The organism is Pseudomonas frederiksbergensis (assembly GCF_003732275.1).
Lineage (GTDB): Bacteria > Pseudomonadota > Gammaproteobacteria > Pseudomonadales > Pseudomonadaceae > Aquipseudomonas > Aquipseudomonas frederiksbergensis_H.
In genome coordinates, this window is the sequence record NZ_MOBM01000012.1 from 98,711 (window position 1) to 117,495 (window position 18,785).

At 58.7% G+C, this 18,785-nt stretch carries 24 protein-coding genes; 10 read left to right on the top strand and 14 right to left on the bottom strand.

From position 1 onward, the window contains the following. Positions 1 to 45: 45 nt before the first annotated feature. Positions 46 to 1,275, bottom strand: coding sequence for a winged helix-turn-helix domain-containing protein (locus BK662_RS08435; protein ID WP_123357694.1), 1,230 nt, complete (start codon positions 1,273 to 1,275; stop codon positions 46 to 48). Positions 1,276 to 1,339: 64 nt separating this feature from the next. After that, the gene (locus tag BK662_RS08440; protein WP_032835366.1) at positions 1,340 to 1,555 is read right to left on the bottom strand and encodes a DUF1127 domain-containing protein; all 216 of its coding nucleotides are present in this window, start codon (positions 1,553 to 1,555) and stop codon (positions 1,340 to 1,342) included. A 96-nt stretch (positions 1,556 to 1,651) separates the two neighbouring features. Between BK662_RS08440 and BK662_RS08445 the strand changes: the two genes are divergently transcribed. Further along, positions 1,652 to 2,506 carry a LysR substrate-binding domain-containing protein gene (locus BK662_RS08445; protein WP_007899911.1) on the top strand — a complete coding sequence of 285 codons (855 nt, stop codon included), beginning with the start codon at positions 1,652 to 1,654 and terminating at the stop codon, positions 2,504 to 2,506. Here the strand turns inward: BK662_RS08445 and BK662_RS08450 are convergent. Further along, positions 2,496 to 3,230 (bottom strand): sulfite exporter TauE/SafE family protein, encoded by a 735-nt coding sequence (locus tag BK662_RS08450; RefSeq protein ID WP_123358124.1) that lies wholly within the window; start codon positions 3,228 to 3,230, stop codon positions 2,496 to 2,498. The genes BK662_RS08445 and BK662_RS08450 overlap by 11 nt on opposite strands. 123 nt (positions 3,231 to 3,353) lie before the next feature. On the opposite strand from BK662_RS08450, the gene BK662_RS08455 reads away from it, so the two are divergent. The 4 genes from BK662_RS08455 to BK662_RS08470 all read left to right on the top strand — a co-directional run bounded on the left by BK662_RS08455 (position 3,354) and on the right by BK662_RS08470 (position 6,658). Continuing rightward, positions 3,354 to 4,310 (top strand): LysR family transcriptional regulator, encoded by a 957-nt coding sequence (locus BK662_RS08455; RefSeq protein WP_123358123.1) that lies wholly within the window; start codon positions 3,354 to 3,356, stop codon positions 4,308 to 4,310. 69 nt (positions 4,311 to 4,379) lie between these two features. Continuing rightward, positions 4,380 to 4,841: a MarR family winged helix-turn-helix transcriptional regulator gene (locus BK662_RS08460; RefSeq protein WP_123358125.1), complete on the top strand. Its 462-nt coding sequence runs from the start codon at positions 4,380 to 4,382 to the stop codon at positions 4,839 to 4,841. A 351-nt stretch (positions 4,842 to 5,192) separates the two neighbouring features. Then, positions 5,193 to 5,612 (top strand): organic hydroperoxide resistance protein, encoded by a 420-nt coding sequence (locus BK662_RS08465; protein ID WP_123357695.1) that lies wholly within the window; start codon positions 5,193 to 5,195, stop codon positions 5,610 to 5,612. Positions 5,613 to 5,644: 32 nt separating this feature from the next. Beyond that, entirely contained in the window at positions 5,645 to 6,658 is a 1,014-nt protein-coding gene (locus tag BK662_RS08470; RefSeq protein WP_123357696.1) for an alpha/beta hydrolase, read from the top strand. 176 nt (positions 6,659 to 6,834) lie between these two features. Here BK662_RS08470 and BK662_RS08475 read toward each other — a convergent pair whose 3' ends face one another. Continuing rightward, positions 6,835 to 7,404, bottom strand: coding sequence for an elongation factor P (locus BK662_RS08475; RefSeq protein ID WP_007943632.1), 570 nt, complete (start codon positions 7,402 to 7,404; stop codon positions 6,835 to 6,837). Positions 7,405 to 7,452: 48 nt separating this feature from the next. Next, positions 7,453 to 8,595, bottom strand: coding sequence for an elongation factor P maturation arginine rhamnosyltransferase EarP (gene earP / locus BK662_RS08480; protein ID WP_123357697.1), 1,143 nt, complete (start codon positions 8,593 to 8,595; stop codon positions 7,453 to 7,455). Positions 8,596 to 8,718: 123 nt separating this feature from the next. Between earP and BK662_RS08485 the strand changes: the two genes are divergently transcribed. Both BK662_RS08485 and BK662_RS08490 read left to right on the top strand, forming a co-directional pair. Then, the gene (locus BK662_RS08485) at positions 8,719 to 9,117 is read left to right on the top strand and encodes a hypothetical protein (protein WP_123357698.1); all 399 of its coding nucleotides are present in this window, start codon (positions 8,719 to 8,721) and stop codon (positions 9,115 to 9,117) included. A gap of 14 nt (positions 9,118 to 9,131) precedes the next feature. Continuing rightward, positions 9,132 to 9,614, top strand: coding sequence for a GreA/GreB family elongation factor (locus tag BK662_RS08490; RefSeq protein ID WP_123357699.1), 483 nt, complete (start codon positions 9,132 to 9,134; stop codon positions 9,612 to 9,614). 16 nt (positions 9,615 to 9,630) lie between these two features. On the opposite strand, the gene cysB is transcribed toward BK662_RS08490, so the two are convergent. From cysB to BK662_RS08515, 5 genes are all read right to left on the bottom strand, one after another. After that, positions 9,631 to 10,605, bottom strand: a complete 975-nt coding sequence (gene cysB, locus BK662_RS08495) for an HTH-type transcriptional regulator CysB (protein WP_007899921.1) — start codon at positions 10,603 to 10,605, stop codon at positions 9,631 to 9,633. Between the two features lie 113 nt (positions 10,606 to 10,718). Beyond that, positions 10,719 to 11,222 (bottom strand): universal stress protein, encoded by a 504-nt coding sequence (locus BK662_RS08500; RefSeq protein ID WP_123357700.1) that lies wholly within the window; start codon positions 11,220 to 11,222, stop codon positions 10,719 to 10,721. Between the two features lie 97 nt (positions 11,223 to 11,319). Then, complete coding sequence (locus tag BK662_RS08505; RefSeq protein WP_123357701.1) at positions 11,320 to 12,225, bottom strand: 5'-nucleotidase; 906 nt, start codon at positions 12,223 to 12,225, stop codon at positions 11,320 to 11,322. 23 nt (positions 12,226 to 12,248) lie between these two features. Next, entirely contained in the window at positions 12,249 to 13,205 is a 957-nt protein-coding gene (locus BK662_RS08510) for a putative 2-dehydropantoate 2-reductase (RefSeq protein ID WP_123357702.1), read from the bottom strand. Beyond that, positions 13,202 to 13,588, bottom strand: coding sequence for a thioredoxin family protein (locus BK662_RS08515; protein ID WP_123357703.1), 387 nt, complete (start codon positions 13,586 to 13,588; stop codon positions 13,202 to 13,204). The genes BK662_RS08510 and BK662_RS08515 overlap by 4 nt, the downstream gene beginning before the upstream one ends. Between BK662_RS08515 and BK662_RS08520 the strand changes: the two genes are divergently transcribed. Further along, complete coding sequence (locus BK662_RS08520; RefSeq protein WP_123357704.1) at positions 13,587 to 14,015, top strand: PilZ domain-containing protein; 429 nt, start codon at positions 13,587 to 13,589, stop codon at positions 14,013 to 14,015. The genes BK662_RS08515 and BK662_RS08520 overlap by 2 nt on opposite strands. A gap of 143 nt (positions 14,016 to 14,158) precedes the next feature. Beyond that, on the top strand, positions 14,159 to 15,235 hold the full coding sequence (locus BK662_RS08525; protein ID WP_008009435.1) for a 3-deoxy-7-phosphoheptulonate synthase: 1,077 nt from the start codon (positions 14,159 to 14,161) through the stop codon (positions 15,233 to 15,235). Positions 15,236 to 15,305: 70 nt separating this feature from the next. Here the strand turns inward: BK662_RS08525 and BK662_RS08530 are convergent, their stop codons facing one another. Continuing rightward, positions 15,306 to 15,587, bottom strand: coding sequence for a GNAT family N-acetyltransferase (locus BK662_RS08530; protein ID WP_123357705.1), 282 nt, complete (start codon positions 15,585 to 15,587; stop codon positions 15,306 to 15,308). A 631-nt stretch (positions 15,588 to 16,218) separates the two neighbouring features. Between BK662_RS08530 and BK662_RS08535 the strand changes: the two genes are divergently transcribed. Next, on the top strand, positions 16,219 to 16,470 hold the full coding sequence (locus BK662_RS08535; protein WP_003172710.1) for an outer membrane lipoprotein OprI: 252 nt from the start codon (positions 16,219 to 16,221) through the stop codon (positions 16,468 to 16,470). Positions 16,471 to 16,593: 123 nt separating this feature from the next. Here the strand turns inward: BK662_RS08535 and BK662_RS08540 are convergent, their stop codons facing one another. The 3 genes from BK662_RS08540 to BK662_RS08550 all read right to left on the bottom strand — a co-directional run bounded on the left by BK662_RS08540 (position 16,594) and on the right by BK662_RS08550 (position 18,785). Continuing rightward, positions 16,594 to 17,565 (bottom strand): L,D-transpeptidase family protein, encoded by a 972-nt coding sequence (locus BK662_RS08540; RefSeq protein ID WP_123357706.1) that lies wholly within the window; start codon positions 17,563 to 17,565, stop codon positions 16,594 to 16,596. A gap of 264 nt (positions 17,566 to 17,829) precedes the next feature. After that, on the bottom strand, positions 17,830 to 18,123 hold the full coding sequence (locus BK662_RS08545) for a hypothetical protein (RefSeq protein ID WP_003226812.1): 294 nt from the start codon (positions 18,121 to 18,123) through the stop codon (positions 17,830 to 17,832). 56 nt (positions 18,124 to 18,179) lie between these two features. Then, positions 18,180 to 18,785, bottom strand: coding sequence for an arylesterase (locus BK662_RS08550; protein WP_123357707.1), 606 nt, complete (start codon positions 18,783 to 18,785; stop codon positions 18,180 to 18,182).

The following is an 18,785-nucleotide window of genomic DNA, read 5'->3' on the forward strand; positions in this document are numbered from 1 at the left end:
TTGCGCTGTACCTGTGGGAGCGAGCCTGCTCGCGATGGCTTCGGTTCAATCACCACCAATCTGTGCCAATGCCACCCGCAACCGCGCCGCACTCGCCCGCGGGCAATTCAATTGAATCTGCTCCAGCCCCAACCAATCCGCCATCTGCCGCAAATTGACCGCCAACGCCAACATCCCCGCCTCATCCAGCCCCGGCTCTTCCTCATGCACGGCATGCACCGCCAACCGGCTCAACGCCCGCTCGGCCCGCAAGTCGACCCGCGCAGCAATCCGCTCATGGTGCAAAAACGGCAATACATAATAGCCGTAGATGCGCTTGTGCTGCGGCGTATAAATCTCCAGCCGATAACGGAAATCGAACAACCGCTCGGTGCGGCTGCGTTCCCAGATCAGCGAATCGAACGGTGAAAGCAGCGCACTGGCTTCGACCTTGCGCGGCACTTTCGGCTCTGCCAGGCAATAGGCCGGTTGCCGCCAGCCTTCAACCTCACAGACCAACAGATCGCCCTCCTCGACCAGCTCCGCCACGCGCGGCCGGCTGTCTGCAGGGCTCAAGCGAAAATAATCCCGCAGGTCCTTTTCCGTACCGACGCCCAAAGCCGTGGCGGCATGCAGCAGCAGCCCGCGCTGAGCCTCGGCCTCGTTGAGCAAAGGCTGCTGGAGAATCGCCGAAGGAATCACCCGCTCCGGCAAATCATAAAGCCGTTCGAAACCGCGCCGACCGGCCACGGTCACTTCACCGGCGGCGAACAGCCATTCCAGCGCATGCTTTTCCGCGCTCCAGTCCCACCACGGCCCTGCCCGCTCCTGACGGGTCGACAAGCTGCCCGCACCCAGCGCACCGAGTTCCTGAACCGACGCCAAAACGCGGCGAATCGTGTCTTGCTGCTCACGACCGAAGCGCGCCAGTTGCTGGTAAATATCTTCGCCGCGGGTCGCGCGCTGCATGCGCCAGCGCATCAAGGGGTACATCGACAAGGGCAACAAAGACGCTTCATGGCCCCAGTACTCGAACAACGTGCGTCGACGGCCCTGACTCCAGGCAGCCTGGTCAAGCAAGTCGGATGAGTAATTGCCAAGACGGGAAAACAAGGGAAGGTAGTGCGAACGCACCAACGCATTGACCGAATCGATCTGCAGAATGCCCAGGCGCTCGATCAGCCGATTGAGCTGAACCGCTTTGATCGCCGCCGGCGGCTGGCGCCCGTTGAACCCTTGGGCAGCCAGCGCCAGACGCCGAGCCTGTTTGAGGGAAAAAGACAGTGTGGCGGGCATGAGCATCTCCTTGTCTGCTCGCAACCTACCTCACCCGCAAGTGGTTTGTGTAGCGATGGCATCATCATTTATGCATCGGATCATCCCAGAACGGTCTTACCGTCTCATGCTCCACATCCGCACGGCTCACGCCGATATCCTTGAGTGCTTCGTCGCTCAAGCTCGCCAACATTTCACGTTCACGGTGAAGTTCGTACCAGCGACTAAACTTGTGCAGCAGATCGGATACCGCGTGGATTGAGAATTTTTGTTCCGTTACATGCTCGTTGTGACCTTTCATCGTGTAGCCCTCCTTTAGGGATGGCCCAAGTCTCGCGCCAGCGCTAAGATCAATCCAACGAATGTTTCTGATGGCATACATCTCGGAGATTGATGAATGTCCGCCTACCCCAGTATCGACACCGATGTACTGCGCACCTTCGTCGCGATCGCCGATCAGGGCGGTTTTACCCGCGCCGGTGAAATGGTCAACCGCACCCAGTCGGCGGTGAGCATGCAGATGAAACGCCTGGAAGAGGACGTGTTGCAGCGCCAGCTGTTCGAACGCGACGGGCGCCAGGTCAAGCTGACCGCCGAAGGCCAGGTATTGCTGGGCTATGCGCGGCGCATCCTCAAACTCCATAGCGAAGTCTTCAATACCCTGCGCGAGCCGCACATGGTCGGGACCGTGCGCATCGGCACACCCGATGATTACGTTATGCGCTTTCTGCCGGGCATCCTGTCGCGCTTCGCGCAGTTCTACCCGCTGATCCAGATCGAGGTTCACTGCGAATCGACCCGGCAACTGTTGCAGCGCCAGGACCTGGACCTGTCCATTGTCACCCGCGAGCCGGGTAACGAGATTGGCCAATTGTTGCGCAAGGAGCGTTTTGTCTGGGCCGAAGCCCAATGCTTCAGCGCCCATGAGCAGACGCCGCTGCCTCTGGCGATGTTCAACAGTGACTGCTTCTGCCGCCTCTGGGCATGCAACGCCCTGGACGCCATGGGCCGTGACTACCGCATTGCCTACAACAGCTCCAGCCTGTCGGCGTTGATGGCCGTGGTCAGCGCGGGTCTGGCGATCACCGCGCAGCTGGAAAGCCTGATCACACCGGACATGCGCATTCTCGGCGCCAACGAAGACCTGCCGCTGTTGCCGGAAGCCAGCATCATGCTGATCCGCAACCTGAACAACCCTTCGCCGATCACCGAATGCCTGGCCGAGCACATCGTCGAAGGCTTCAAACTTTAAACGCGAGCATCACCGCACAGACCACCAGAAAACCGCAGAACAGCCCGCGCAGGAGTCGCTCCGGCAGTGTGTGGGCAATTCTTACGCCCCAACTGATACTCATCAACCCACCGATCGCCAATGGCAGACCGATCGTCCAGTTCACCTGATGATGCACCGCGTAGGTCATCAGGGTGACGCCCGTACTTGGCAATGCCAGTGCCAGGGACAAACCCTGGGCAACTACTTGAGTGGTGCCAAACAGGCTGGTCAACACCGGCGTTGCCACCACCGCCCCGCCCACTCCAAACAATCCGCCCATGGTCCCGGAAGCCGCGCCGAGCACGCCCAGCCACGGCCAGGAATAGCGCATCTGCGACGAGGCCGGTGCGTTGGTGGTGAACATTCGCATCAGGTTGTAGGCCGACAGCGCGATCAGAAAAGCGACGAAGCCCAAGCGCATGGTTTGCGCATCGATGCCCACCGCCCAGATCGAACCAATCCAGGCGAAGCAAAACCCCATCGAGGCCAGTGGCAGCGCATGCCGCAATTCGATGCGATTGCGCTGGTGATAGCGCCACAGCGCCAGCATCACGTTCGGCACCACCATCACCAGCGCCGTGCCTTGGGCAATCTGCTGATCAAGACCGAACCACACGCCCAGCAGCGGGATCGCGACCAGCCCGCCACCGATTCCGAACAGTCCGCCGAGGGTTCCCAAGGCCGCACCAAAAACCAGATACATCAAAAACTCAATCACAGGCGATTTCCTTTTGTCAGGCTGTTCATCCTACGCAGTCGGCTCTGGCGGGGAAACGCACAGCAACGCACAATGGCTGTGCCAACTTCGCACAAGCGCCAACAAACCATGAACCCCAATCAATTGACCGAACAACTTGGCCTGTTTCTCGATGTGCTGGAAAGCGGTAGTTTTTCCGCCGCGTCCCGCCGCCATCCATTGACGCCTTCGGCAGTGGCGCGACGCATCGACAGTCTCGAAAGCGCGGTCGGCAGCCAGTTGTTCATTCGCAGCACCCATGCCGTGCGCGCTACCCCGGCTGGTCTGGCTTTTGCCGAGCGTGCGCGGCGGATCGTCGCTGAACTGCGCCTGGCCCGGGCGGAAGCGGTGTCTCTTAGCAGTGCGCCGGAAGGCTTGATTCGAGTGGATGCGCCAGCAGCGTTCGGACGGCGACATCTGGCGCCGGTGATTGCCGATTTCCTGACGCTTTACCCTGGTCTCGACGTGCAATTGCACCTGATCGACAGTTTTGTCGACATGCAGGGCTCGAACCTGGGCAAGGTCGATCTGGTGTTGCGTGCCGGGCAGATGGCCGACACCCGGTTGGTGGCCACGCCGCTGGCGAGTATGGTGCGCATTGCCTGCGCCAGCCCCGATTACCTGCAACGCCGTGGCGTGCCAACCGAGCCTGCGCAGTTGATCGACCATGATGGCCTCGACTGGGAAGGCCTGGCTCCGCCGTTCGCCTGGCGCTTCGAGCGAGATGGGCAGATGCATTTGCACCGGCCAGCGCGAATCCGCATGAGCGCCAACAATGCCGAGGCGCTGGTGTGCGGCGCACTGGCTGGGTTGGGCATCGCGCATTTGCCGACCTGGCTGGCCAGCGAATATTTATTACGCGGCGAACTGCTGCCGCTGTTCTGCGAAAACGGTCTGCCAAAACCGGAAAGCACCGGTATTTATGCGTTGCGCCTGGAGCAGCAACCCAGTTCGCGCAGCCGCTTGTTGCTGGAATACCTGAAGACCCGTTTCAGCCCCATCCCGCCGTGGGATCTGGCACTGCAAACCAATCTGGACCGCCACTAGTCCAGAATTATCTGGCGCATTAAAGATTCGCGCGCTAGATTCATGACGATCACTGATCAAGGCTTTGAAATGAACACCGAGCGCAACAACCCGGATAACTGCGACGACCTGCTGCTGGACAATCAAGTCTGCTTCGCCCTGCATTCCACCTCGCTGCTGATGACCAAGGTCTACAAGCCGCTGCTGCAAGCGCTGGGCCTGACCTATCCGCAGTATCTGGCGATGATGGTGTTGTGGGAAAAGGATGGGTTGACGGTCGGCGAAATCAGCACCCGACTGCTGACCGACCCCGGCTCTCTCACCCCACTGCTCAAACGCCTGGAAGCCGAAGGCCTGCTGAGCCGCACCCGCAGCCGTGAAGACGAACGGGTGGTGATTGTCGAACTGACCGAGCAAGGCCGTGCGCTGCGAGACAAGGCGCGGGGCATCCCCCAGTGCATCCTCGGCGCCAGCGGACAAACGCTGGAACAGTTGAAGAAGCTGCAAGCGGATCTTCAAGCGCTGCGTAGTCATCTGCAAGACGGCCTCTAACCTACAAAACACCACCAATCCCTTGTGGGAGCGAGCCTGCTCGCGATAGCGGAGTGACATTTAGCATTGATGTTGATTGGCACACCGCTATCACGAGCAGGCTCGCTCCCACATTTGTTTTGTAGCGCTCTCAAAAATCCGTTTAACCTTGTCCTCGAAAAAAACTCCCCGCGAAAATCCCGCCTCGACAGCTCTAACTCAACACTTTTAATCGCGCGCGTCGATTTCGGGTCAAATTTTCTTCAAAATTTATCTTGCGCACTAAATAATTGCGAGCTACATTCACCTCGCACTTACTTAGCGCGCAAACATTTAGCGCAAAAACACCAAAATCCGAATGAGGCTCACACCATGCAAACTCTCTACACCGCAATCGCAACCTCCACCGGCGGCCGTGACGGTCGTGCGGTCTCCAGCGACAACGTCCTCGACGTCAAACTCGCCACGCCTAAAGAACTGGGGGGTGCTGGCGGCGCCGCGACCAACCCTGAACAACTGTTCGCAGCTGGCTACTCCGCCTGCTTCATCGGCGCGCTGAAATTCGTCGCCAGCCAGACCAAACGCAAGATCCCGGACGACGCTTCGATCACCGCCCATGTCGGCATCGGCCAGATCCCTGGCGGTTTCGGTCTGGACATCGACCTGCACATCAGCCTGCCGGGTCTTGAGCAAGCCGATGCACAAAACCTGGTAGAAGCCGCCCACCAGGTCTGCCCGTACTCCAACGCCACCCGTGGCAACGTCGATGTGCGCCTGCACGTTACCGTCTAACCGCTGATTCCAAGGTCGAACAGGAAATGAATATGAACACTTTCAGCAAAGTCTTGACCGGTACTCTTCTCGCCCTGTCCATCAACACTGCATTCGCAGGCGATGGGGTTGAACACAACACCCAAGCGTTCCTTGACGTGCTGAATGCCGGAACCGGCAAACCGATGGAGCAGCTCACCCCTGCCGATGCCCGCGCGGTGTTGGTGGGTGCGCAGGCCGGGGTAAAACTGACGTTGCCCAAAGCCGATGTCAGCGAGAAGACCATTCAGGTCGACGGCCAATCGATCAGCCTGACAGTCGTTCGGCCGGCCGGGGTCAAAGGCGAGCTGCCAGTGTTCATGTTCTTCCACGGCGGTGGTTGGGTGCTGGGGGACTTCCCGACCCACGAACGACTGGTTCGCGACTTGGTAACGGGTTCGGGCGCGGCGGCGGTGTTCGTCAATTACACCCCGTCGCCGGAAGCGCATTACCCGGTGGCGATCAATCAGGCTTACGCGGCGACGAAGTGGGTGGCCGAGCACGGTAAAGAGATCAACGTCGATGGCAAACGTCTGGCCGTGGCGGGCAATAGCGTCGGTGGCAACATGGCGGCCGTGGTTGCGCTGATGGCCAAAGATAAAGGCACGCCGGCGATCAGGTTCCAGGTGTTGTTGTGGCCGGTGACTGACGCCAGCTTCGAGACGGCGTCCTACAACCAGTTCGCCGAGGGGCACTTCCTCACCAAAAACATGATGAAGTGGTTCTGGGACAACTACACCACCGACGCCAAACAACGGAACGAGATCTACGCCTCACCGCTGCGGGCGACCACCGCGCAACTCAAGGGCTTGCCACCCGCTCTGGTACAGACGGCCGGCGCCGATGTACTGCGCGATGAGGGTGAAGCCTACGCCCGCAAACTCGACGAGGCTGGCGTACCGGTCACGGCGGTGCGCTACAACGGCATGATCCACGACTATGGTTTGCTCAACGTAGTGAGCCAGGTGCCCGCGGTGCGTTCGGCGATGTTGCAAGCGTCTGAGGAGCTCAAGCAACACTTGAAATAAAAAACCTGTGGGAGCGAGCCTGCTCGCGATAGCGGTAGATCAGTCAACATCTTTGTTGAATGTGAAGCCGCCATCGCGAGCAGGCTCGCTCCCACAGGGGTCACTGTTGAGCCTGAAATTGCAGCCACAAAAAAGCCCGACTCAATGGTCGGGCTTTTTCATTCCTGAAGCTGTGCTTATTTAGCACGGCCTTTGTAGGAACCGCCTTCGCGGGTATCGATCTCGATCATGTCGCCGATTTCGATGAAGTCAGCAACCGACAGTTCGGTACCGTTCTTCAGTTTGGCAGGCTTCATCACCTTGCCGGAAGTGTCACCGCGAGCGGAACCTTCGGTGTAGTCAACCTGACGCACGATGGTGGTCGGCAGTTCTACGGAAACCAGACGCTCTTCGAAGAAGATCGCTTCGCAAACATCGGTCATGCCTTCTTCAACGAAAGGCAGAACGGCTTCGATGTCTTCAGCGTTCAGCTCGTACATGGTGTAGTCGGTGGTGTCCATGAACGTGTAGGTGTCGCCGCTGATGAAGGACAGGGTGGCTTCTTTGCGGTCGAGGATTACGTCGTCCAGCTTGTCGTCGGCGCTATAAACGATCTCGGTCTTGTAACCGGTCAGCAGGTTTTTCAGCTTGGTCTTCATGATCGCGCTGTTACGACCCGACTTGGTGAATTCAGCTTTCTGAACCAGCCAAGGATCGTTTTCGAGACGGATCACGGTACCGGGTTTCAGTTCTTTACCAGTTTTCATTGCGAATATCCGAATTTGGATGGGATTTACAAAAATCTAGGCCGCGTATCATATCCAATTTAGGTAAAACTGTACCAGCGCTGCGGCAAGATCAGCCTGCAAGGCTTGTTCCAGACACCATGTCTCGGCATGTTTTTCCAGTTCAGGCCAATGTTTGCGGGTTGATTTCCAGTGATCAGTCATTGTCTCACCTGCATTCCATGCCCGCCATAGACCGCTGATCGCCTCGCCAGCCGGCTCGGACAGGCCTTGGGTGTACAGGGCCAGGAAAGCATCGAGCTTGTCCAGATGGATGTCTTCGTCCTGCCGATAGATGTGCCAGAGCAGCGACCGACCTGCCCATTGGGCGCGGACGAAGGAGTCTTCGCCGCGCACGGCGTTAAAATCGCAGCTCCACAGCAGCAAGTCATATTGATCCTGCCGGACGAACGGCAGCACTTGCACGGTCAAGGCATCACGCACATGCACCGCTCCGGCCTTCAGCCCATCCACCCCGAGCCAACGTTCGACGTCGCCGAGAATCCGGCCTTCGGGCACCAGCAGATGAGTGGGCGTCGAATCGACTGCCATCGCGTCGAGCCAACTGGCCAGCCCGGTATTTTCGTAGGCAAACAACGAGATCAGCTGTGCATTCGGCGCGCGATCAATTCCCAAGCCTTGCAGGAATACTTGCTGAGCTTGCGGGCTTTGCTGAAACTGCCGACGTCGCTCCAGCAATCCTCTTTCACGCAGCAAGCCACCGGTGCCCTTGCGAAACCCCGGGAAGAAAAAGAACTTCTGCACGTTCTTGTACTTCACCGACGGCAAGCCGTGGCAGCCGACGACCCAGTCTTCGGCACTCAGATAATCGAGGTTCATCCACAGCGGCGGTTTTTCCCGTTCGGCCATGGCCTCCATGTAGGCACTCGGCAATTGGCAGGCGAATGCGGCAATGACGACATCAGCGGCTTCAGTGGGTTGCCAGTCGGCCGACCACTGTCGCACTTCGACGCCCTGCTGCCACTGCTGCGCAGCGTTGATATCGATTTGCGGACACAAACGCTCGAAGGCCCGCAGGTCGTCGACCCACAGGCGCACCGCCACTGAATGTTCGGCCACCAGTTGTCGGGCCAGACGCCAGGTCACACCGATGTCGCCGAAGTTGTCGACCACGGTGCAAAAAATATCCCAGCGGATTTTCATTTCAGGCATTCCAGGCTCCCGTTGGCAAAGGCGCCGATTGTCCGCATAAATTACCCCGTGCAGAAGAGCCGACGGAGATTAATCTTCATGCGACAATCGCCACTTGCCCGCGACCCCCGCCAGGAGGCAGTAATGCCCTACCGTCCCAACCCGCGCCGTCCCTTGCCGATCCAGTTTAATGCGCTGCAACTGACCGGCAGCATTGCCCTCGGTTTGTGGCTGGGATTCATCGCGATCGCACTGACTTGCTGGCTCGCCTGGCGCCTGTTATTCAACGAGCAATTGGCGCCCTTGGCCCAGGCGGTGGAACAACTGGTCAAGCCGCCGGTGATTGAGCAACCTGCCCCGCAGAACCCGATGTTCGAACAGTACGAGGACCACCTGCGCAGGAATGAACAGCAGCAACTGGTGGAACAGGCCAGAAGCAGCAAACACAATCTGTCCAATCCAAAATGCCAGTTCTGGCTGCAGCAGAATCAAACTGCGCCGAGCGAAAAAAGCCGCGCCAACGTCCTGCAATTCTGCGATTGATCATGAAGCTCTCTATGCACAAGCCGACCGTCCACCAACTGATTATCGACAAGCTGCGGATCGATCTCGACATCGCCGAGCGAGCCGCGCAAACCGCTTACGAAACCGCGACCCACGAAGAAAACATCGCCGAAAACAAATACGACACCCTGGGGTTGGAGGCGTCTTACCTGGCGGCCGGACAGGCCAGACGAGTGGAAGAAATCAGGCAGTCATTGACCCTTTGCCAGAACCTGACACTGCGGCCTTATGATGATCAGCGCGGTATCGAAGTCGGCGCCCTGCTCGGTATGGAGGACGAAAAGGGGCGCGAACAATGGCTATTCCTGGCCCCCGACGCGGCCGGGCTGAAGGTTGATCTGGTGGGGCAACTGATTACCGTCATCACCCCCCGCTCGCCGCTGGGCAAAAGCCTGCTGGGCAAGTTCGAAGGGGACGAAGTGGAGATTCTGGTGGCGGGCGCTCGGCAACAGTTTTCTGTTACCGAGGTGGTCTAGGCAAGACGATTGACGATTAATGCACCGGCAGTTCGACGCCGTCGAACAGCTCTTCCAGTTCCTGTTTGTTGTGGCACTGAATGGCCTTGGCCATGACTTCGCGGGTCAGGTGCGGAGCGAATTTCTCGATGAAGTCGCACATGAAACCACGCAGGAACGTGCCGCGACGGAAACCGATTTTGGTAATGCTGGATTCGAACAACTCGCTGGCATCGAGCACTACCAGGTCGCTATCAAGCTTGGTGTCGACCGCCATTTTCGCCACGATCCCCACGCCCAGGCCCAGACGAACGTAAGTCTTGATCACGTCGGCGTCGGCCGCGGTGAATACCACTTTCGGCGTCAGACCGCGATGGCTGAAGGCTTCGTCGAGTTTCGAACGGCCGGTGAAACCGAACACGTAAGTCACGATCGGGTATTCGGCCAAGGCTTCGAGAGTCAGCTTCGACAGCTTGGTCAGCGGGTGGCCCTGAGGCACGACCACACAGCGGTTCCAGCGGTAGCACGGCATCATCACCAAGTCGCCGAACAACTCCAGCGCTTCGGTGGCGATGGCGAAATCGACGGTGCCGTCAGCGGCCATCTCGGCGATCTGCATCGGCGAACCCTGGTGCATGTGCAGGGCAACGTCCGGGTATTGCTTGATGAAATTGCTGATCACCGGTGGCAACGCGTAACGCGCCTGGGTGTGCGTGGTGGCGATCGACAGGGTGCCTTTTTTCTCGTTGGAGAATTCCTGGGCGATCTGCTTGATGCTTTCAACTTTGCGCAGGATCTCACCAGCGGTGGTGATGATGCGCTCGCCGGCCGGGGTAACGCGGGTCAAGTGCTTGCCGCTGCGGGCGAAAACCTCGACCCCCAATTCGTCTTCCAGCAGACGGATCTGTTTGCTGATGCCCGGTTGCGAGGTGTAGAGGCTTTGGGCTGTAGCTGAAACGTTGAGGTCGTGGTGCGCCACTTCCCAGATGTAGCGCAATTGTTGAAGCTTCATATGAATCCCTCAAAGCAGGTAGACGCCACGGGCATCAGCGACGATATATAACTATATTAATGGTTTGATTAATAAATCTAGAACTTTTTTATCAAAATGCCATTATTCGTGTCCTAGCGATCCCCTTTGCGCCGACGCTCCATCAGCGGCACCAGATAGACCGGCACCCTGGACAGTTGCAACACGCGCGCAGCTGTTCGGCCCAATGGCGTTTCCGCGCCAGCGCCATGACTGTGACTCCCTACGATCAGCAAATCGACGGAGAGTTTCTGCGCCTGGTCGAGAATCACCTGCGACGGATCGCCCTGCAGCACCCGCACTGCCCGAATCCGTTGCAAATCCTGCTCCCCCTCATCCCCCAGTTCTTCGCGAAAGCTGTCGAGCACCCGCTGCTCGATATTGGCAATTACCGTATTCAGACCCTGACTGTGAAACTCGTTCAAGGCCTGCTCATCGAGGTAACTCTGAAGCACAGATTCGGCGAACAACCCCATTGGCTCAACCGCATGCACCACATACAAGTCGGCATTGAATGTTCGAGCCAGTGCCAACGCATGCTGCATCACAAAAGGTGCATACAGACCGAGGTCGGTGGCATACAGCATCGAATGAATCATAGTGACCTCCTTTAATGCCAACATGGCGGAGATTGATTCAGCTTAGCAGTGCCGTGGCGAGTACGGCGTTCGGCTCCGCGCATCGAACCGCAGCGCTTTAAATCGACGGCTCGTTACTGATGCCATGCGGCACGTGACCGGTGGCGACCACTTCGCGGGCCAGCTCGCAATGGCCGGCCTGATCGTCGAAAAATACGTCGGCGGCAAAGGCTTCGAGAAACGCCGATTTGGTCAGCCCCCCAAGGAACAGCGATTCGTCCAGACGGATGTCCCATTCGCGCAAGGTGCGGATCACCCGTTCATGAGCCGGTGCCGAGCGCGCGGTCACCAGCGCGGTGCGGATCGGACAGGCATCATCGGGGAACTCGCGCTGCAAAAGGTTGAGCGCTGCGAGGAAGCCTTTGAACGGCCCGCCGCGCAGAGGCTCGCGGGCCGACTCGCGTTCGCTGGCCTGAAACGCCGCCAGGCCTCCCGACTGATAGACCCGCTCCGACTCATCGGAAAACAGCACCGCGTCACCGTCGAAAGCAATGCGCAACTCATCGCTGGCGGCGCGACTGGCACCGCCCGACAGAATAGTCGCTGCGGCGAAACCCGCATCCAGCGCACTGCGCACATCGTCGGAATGGGTCGAAAGAAACAGGTCGCAGCCAAAGGCCTTGAGGTACGGATAAGGACTGCGCCCGCCGACAAATGCCGCACGCGAGATCGCCAGGCCATAGTGATGGATCGAGTTGAAAACCCGCAGGCCGGTGTCGGCGCTGTTGCGCGACACCAGGATTACCTCGACCCGGGCACGGCCGAGACGGGCATTCAGGTTCAGGAGTTTTTCGACTAACGGGAACGCATCGCCGGGCTCGAGAATTTCGTCTTCGTGTTCAATCTGGTATTGCCGATAGGCCTCGACACCGCTCGACAGATAAACCTTGTGACTCTCGCTCAAGTCGAACAGTGCTCGCGAAGAAATCGCCAGCACCAGTTTGTCATCTATACCATTGGCCATGCCTTCCCTCTCCTTTGACCGACTCAGTGATGACGTCGGTCGATAAAACTCAAGCTGCGATACAAGACTTCGATTCGCGGTAATTCACATCCCGCCGCCTTCGCCGCGGCCAGTGGCCGAGTGTAGATTGCGTCCAGTTCCAGCGGCCGCTTGTGCAGGAAGTCGTGGTACATGCTCGGCCAATAATCGGGCATTTTCTCGGTCATCATGAACAGATAATCGGCGTAACCCGGCGGCATGTCGTGACCACAGGCCTTGGCCCCCTGAACCACTTCGGCCATCAAGGCCTGAATCAGGGCGCGGCTGTCGGCATCCGCCATTAACGGCGTGGTGCTGGCCCCAAGCAGAACCGACAGGCCGTTGTAGGGAATATTCCAGACCAGTTTCTGCCAGCGCGCCTGATGCAGGTTCGGCATGGCTTGGGCGTCGATGCCGGCGGCGCGGAACAGCCCGGCGCCCTCCTCGACGATGTTCATGCGCGCCTGTTCATCGGCGGCGGGGCCGCTGTGGTAGCCGACGTTCACGGCACCGAGCGCCTGATGGGTAATGACCCCTGGGCCGGCGCGATGGACGCAGATCAGACAGAGCCCACCGAGCAGGTGCAGCGAATCGGGGAGCAACTCGCGCAGACTGTCTTCGACGTCCAGGCCATTTTGCAGCAGCAGCACTTTGGCATCAGGCGCCGCGGCTTGAATAATGGCCGGTGCCAAATCCGCGTTACTGGTGGTCTTGGCGCCCACCAATAACCAGTCACACGGCGGCATATCTGCAGCCGACGAATAGGCCTGGACCGGGTTCAGGACCAGCGGGCCCAACGACGCATGATCAAGATGCAAGCCGCGTTCGGCCACCGCTGAAAACTCACTGCGCAACAGGAAATGCACATCGAAGCCGGCACGCGCCAGCATCACTCCATAGAAACCACCGATCGCGCCGGTCCCGATAATGCCGATTCTCGGCTTGACCACTGTGTCTGTCATGGCAACTCCTCTGCTTGTCGACTCAGCGCCTGACCCACGGCCTCATTGAGCGCCGTGCGGGTCAGACGCGACTGTAGCGCCCCGAAGAACTCACCGTCGCGCACCACAAACAGCGCCGGCAAATGAAACACCCGATAACGCTCGACCACCCCGCCATTGTTTCCGGCATCGATCCAGCACAGTCGATCGACCGCCAGATCGAACCTGGGCAGTTGCTCACGGGCAAAACGGCAACTGGCGCAGCCGACGCTGGTAAAAATCACCAGGGAAATGCCGCTCATCGCCAGCAACCGTTGGTCGGCGTCGAAATCGGTCAGTTCCGATTCAACCACTATACTGGGAGAAACGATGTCAGATGGCCGACACAGGGAGTCCGTGTTCATGGGACGTTATCTTCCTCATCCTGACGATGTACCCGTCGAATTAACGTTGCTCAAACATGAGTGCATTTCGCGGCAACAGCTGCACACTATCAGCCTCGGCGGCATGGCTTGCAATTACCACCGCGCGTGGCGACGAGGCACCGCACTAGAAGTGCGCATGCCGACCCTGAGCACCACAATCTGTTACCTGGGCTATGTGGCCTGGTGCCTGCGACGAAAACGCGGCTATCTGGTGGGCATCGCTTTTATCGACGAACAGACCCTGTTCAGTGCGCGAATGGGCGAGCAGGTTTGCCAGATCGAACGTTACTGCCGTCAGCACGAACCCCAAAGCGAACAGCTGAACAACCAGACCCTGGCCCTCGAATGGGTCCAGTTGCACGCAGACGAGTTCTCCCACGACACGGTTCGCAAGGCATTTGCATAGCCTGCGCGGGATTAAACCGCTGTCTGCCCATTGTCGAGCCACGGTGTAACGCGCTAAGGTTCAGCTCCCCGACGCGCTTAATTTGCTGTGCTCCGCCGCGCGGGTTCGCTGGCGGCCGGCACCCGTGACCTGACGAGTAAACGATGGCTGATTTACCGATCAACGACCTTAACGTCGCCTCCAACGAGACCCTGATCACTCCCGATCAGCTCAAGCGTGATATCCCTCTGAGCGACGCTGCCCTGCGCACTGTCACCAAAGGCCGCGAAGTCATTCGCAACATTCTTGATGGCACCGACCACCGCCTGTTCGTCGTGATCGGGCCGTGCTCGATCCATGACATCAAGGCCGCCCACGAATACGCCGAGCGCCTGAAAGTGCTCGCAGCCGAAGTGTCCGATACTTTGTATCTGGTCATGCGCGTGTATTTCGAGAAGCCACGCACCACCGTCGGCTGGAAAGGCTTGATCAACGACCCGTACCTGGACGACTCGTTCAAGATTCAGGATGGTCTGCACATCGGTCGTCAGTTGCTGCTGGACCTGGCCGAGATGGGCCTGCCGACCGCGACCGAAGCCCTCGACCCGATCTCCCCGCAATACTTGCAGGACCTGATCAGCTGGTCGGCGATCGGCGCACGCACCACCGAATCCCAGACTCACCGTGAAATGGCTTCCGGCCTGTCCTCGGCTGTCGGCTTCAAGAATGGCACCGATGGCGGCCTGACCGTGGCCATCAACGCCTTGCAATCAGTGTCCAGCCCGCACCGTTTCCTGGGTATCAACCAGGAAGGTGGCGTGTCGATCGTCACCACCAAGGGCAACGCCTACGGTCATGTGGTGTTGCGCGGCGGTAATGGCAAACCGAACTACGATTCGGTCAGCGTCGCGCTCTGCGAGCAAGCGCTGAACAAAGCGAAGATCAAGCCGAACATCATGGTCGACTGCAGCCACGCCAACTCCAACAAGGACCCGGCCCTGCAACCGCTGGTGATGGAGAACGTCGCCAACCAGATCCTCGAAGGCAACCAGTCGATCATCGGCCTGATGGTCGAAAGTCACCTGAACTGGGGCTGCCAGGCGATCCCGAAAGACCTCGCCGACCTGCAATACGGTGTGTCGATCACCGATGCCTGCATCGATTGGACCGCCACCGAAAACACCTTGCGCAGCATGCACGCCAAGCTCAAGGATGTGCTGCCGAAACGCGATCGCAGCTGATCGCCATTTCGTTTCACGCATAAAAAAACGCCAGGCTTAAACCTGGCGTTTTTTTATGCGTTCGCTTTATTCACAGCTTGGAGGCATGCCGTGCGTGACGCTCCATGTAGCGCTCCACGTAGGAACACGATGGAATGACCGTGTAGCCCATTTCCTCGGCGTATTGCAGTGCCTGCTCGGTCAACGCCGCCGCGATGCCGCGACCACGCAGCGCGTTGGGCACAAAGGTACGATAAATATCCAGGGTCTGTTTTCCCAGATCCATATAGGTCAGGTAGGCACGATAACCGTCCACAGTGGTCTCGAACTGATGACCAGCCTGGTCATGGTGGATGGACAACGCCTCGCTCATCACTACTCCTCGCGGGTCTTTAATTCTGACCCCTACCTTACCGATGTTTTTCCGGCGAAGGAACATCTACGCCACCCCGTGCCTGAATGGACACCGAGAGAGCAACACCAATCTCGCGAAACCGAGCACGTATCAAATAGTAGGCACCATTGGCAGAAATGCTCAAGGGACGCTCGTCATGCTGGCAGGCGGGTGTTGCCTGGGGTAATGCAGGGGTGGCTCGAACGGGATATTCCCGAGTTCAGGCCTGAACATTGCCGGATATTGAGACATAAGACGAGCGCCCTTTGTTTAAGTCACCTCAACATGGATAAAGATATGAGGACCGCTGCGCAAAATTCGAACAAAAGTGTGGACGATTCCATCTAGACAGACTTTAGTCGAGACTGAAAAACAGCTGCCGGCACCGGGAACTTTTCCTCGGCGGCTCGCTCAGCTCGGGCCTCGCAGCTGGATATTTTTTATACAATGCAGTTAAAAGTTGCTCGAAAAAGAATCAACGCCTACAATTTTTTTTGCTTCTTGCTCTACGTCAGTTTACTTACTACAAGTAATGGGTAGTATGTACGCCGGCTATTTCCTCACTCTGAGGAGACAGCTACTTAATAGAAAGTCCTTGAAGGGGAACACGATGAACAACGTTCTGAAATTCTCTGCTCTGGCTCTGGCCGCAGTTCTGGCTACCGGTTGCAGCAGCGTATCGAAAGAAACCGAAGCACGTCTGACTGCTACTGAAGACGCAGCAGCTCGCTCCCAGGCTCGTGCAGACGAAGCTTACCGTAAAGCTGATGAAGCTCTGGCTGCTGCTCAAAAAGCACAACAGACTGCTGACGAAGCTAACGAGCGTGCTCTGCGCATGCTGGAAAAAGCTAGCCGCAAGTAATAGTCCTTCGGGATTGTTATCAAGCCGACCCATTTTTTTGGGTCGGCTTTTTTATTGCCCGCCGTTTCTGCAGGCCATAAAAAACCCGCCGACGCGGCCTGCGTCGGCGGGTTGCTTTAACGCTTACTGCTGCAGGTCGATCGGCGCACTCGATACCATCGGTGCCGACGCATTCGGCACGGCGATTTCCACCGGCAGACCATCTTCAGCGGCAACGACGTCACGCACAACATCCCAGTTCATGCGCAAGTTGTTGGTGATGTCCTCACGCTTGAGCATCGCATTGATCACTGCGGTGTGCTTGTCGACTACCGAAGGGTTGCCCTTGTCGTCCAGCGGCGTGTGCGCTTCCAGATAAACCTTGCCGCCACTGAGGCCGAACTTGTACGGGTCGTTGAGGATGCGCACCGACGTCCCTACTGGCACCATGCCAGCCATTTCCAGCACGTTGTTGTTGAACATGCGGAAGCAACCGTGGCTGGTGCGCATGCCGATACCGAACTTCTTGTTCGAGCCGTGGATCAGGTAGCCCGGAGTGCCCAGCGTGAACTTGAACGGCCCCAGCGGGTTGTCCGGGCCGGCCGGCACCACATTCGGCAGTGGATCGCCATCGGCGGCGTGCTCGGCCTTGATCGACGCTGGAGGCGTCCAGGTCGGGTTCGGTGTCTTCGCGACGATGCTGGTGTGGGCAATCGGCGAGCCCCAGCCTTCACGGCCGATACCCAGCGGGAAGGTGTACACCACGTTCCGGCCTTTCGGGAAATAGTAAAGACGGTATTCAGCCAGGTTGATGACGATGCCTTCGCGCGGGCCTGGCGGCAGGATGAAGCGTGTCGGCAGCACGATTTCGGTACCTGCGCCCGGCAACCATGGATCAACACCAGGGTTGGCCGCGACCATTTCCGAATAGCCCAGATCGTAGGTGGTGCCAAGGTCGGCGAAGGTATCTTCGTACTTGGCCTTGATCACTTGCACCTGGCCGATGATGTCTTCACCAGGGGGTGGCAGGGGTAGCTCCAATGCTGCTACCGGACCCGCGACACAGAGGGCGGCAAGAGACAGGCAGCGGGTGACGGCGGGAAAGCGCGGCAACATCCGGAAAATCCTTCGCATGATCGACAAGGGTATAAAAACGGGATTGTACACCGCCGCCCGTTATTTCGGGGAGACGTAAAGACCTGTGGTTGGGGGGATCGGCGGTGAGGGGACTTACCTGTGGGGAGCTTGTCTGTGGCGAGGGAGCTTGCTCCCGTTCGGCGGCGTAGCCGTCGTAAAACCGGTAAATGCGTTCTGACTGCAGAATCCCAATTTAGGCCTGCTTCGCAGTCCAGCGGGAGCAAGCTCCCTCGCCACAGGGCCCTAAAGCTCGAACCGCAACTCGGGCCAGATCGGCGAGGTGCCGCGTTTTTGCGATTCCAGAATGGCCCGGCACAGCGAGCACAGACGCTGGTCCTGGAACACTCTACGGTCGACGCTCGACCAGCGCGGTTGCGCCGGTAACAGACTGCCGCACAAGGTTCGGTCCGCCGAGCCGCCCAATTCCAGCTGACGGGTCACCAGATGCACCCGCACTTCCTGGCAGGCGAACAGATCCAGCTGTTCGTCAGGCTCGATCAGTTGGTAGGCAAAAAGGGACCAGGCAGGACGCGGCATCGGGGGCTCCAAATCGGGGGCGCCACCTTAGCCGAAACACCGCCACTAGAAAAGCGTCAAAGCAGCGGTTTCAGTGTCGGCCAGACATTTTCCAGCAACTTGTCCTGAGCCGCCGCAGCCGGGTGCAGGCCATCGCCTTGCATCAGGTCCGGATGACCGCCCACACCGTCGAGAAAAAACGGCACCAGCGGGATCTTTTTCTCGTTGGCTACCTTGGTGAAAGCCTCGGCAAATGCCTGGGTGTAACGCGCACCGTAGTTAGGTGGCAGTTGCATGCCCAGTAGCAATACCTTGGCACCACTGGCGCGGGAGCTGTCGATCATCGACGCAAGATTTTGTTGCAATTGTGTTGGCAGCATTCCGCGCAACCCATCGTTGCCCCCCAACTCGAGGATAACCAGCGCAGGCTTATGCTCTGCAAGCAGCGCCGGCAGGCGCGCCCGGCCTCCGGCACTGGTGTCGCCGCTGATGGATGCATTGATCACTTTATCGTCGAAACCTTCGCGCTTGAGCCGTTGCTCGAGCAATGACACCCACCCCAAGCGGGTATCCAGGCCGAAACCGGCGCTGATACTATCGCCAACGATCAGGACTGTACCCGCCGCTGCGTTCTGGGCCATGCACATCAAGGCCAGGCCAGCACTCAAAAACCACACTCGCAT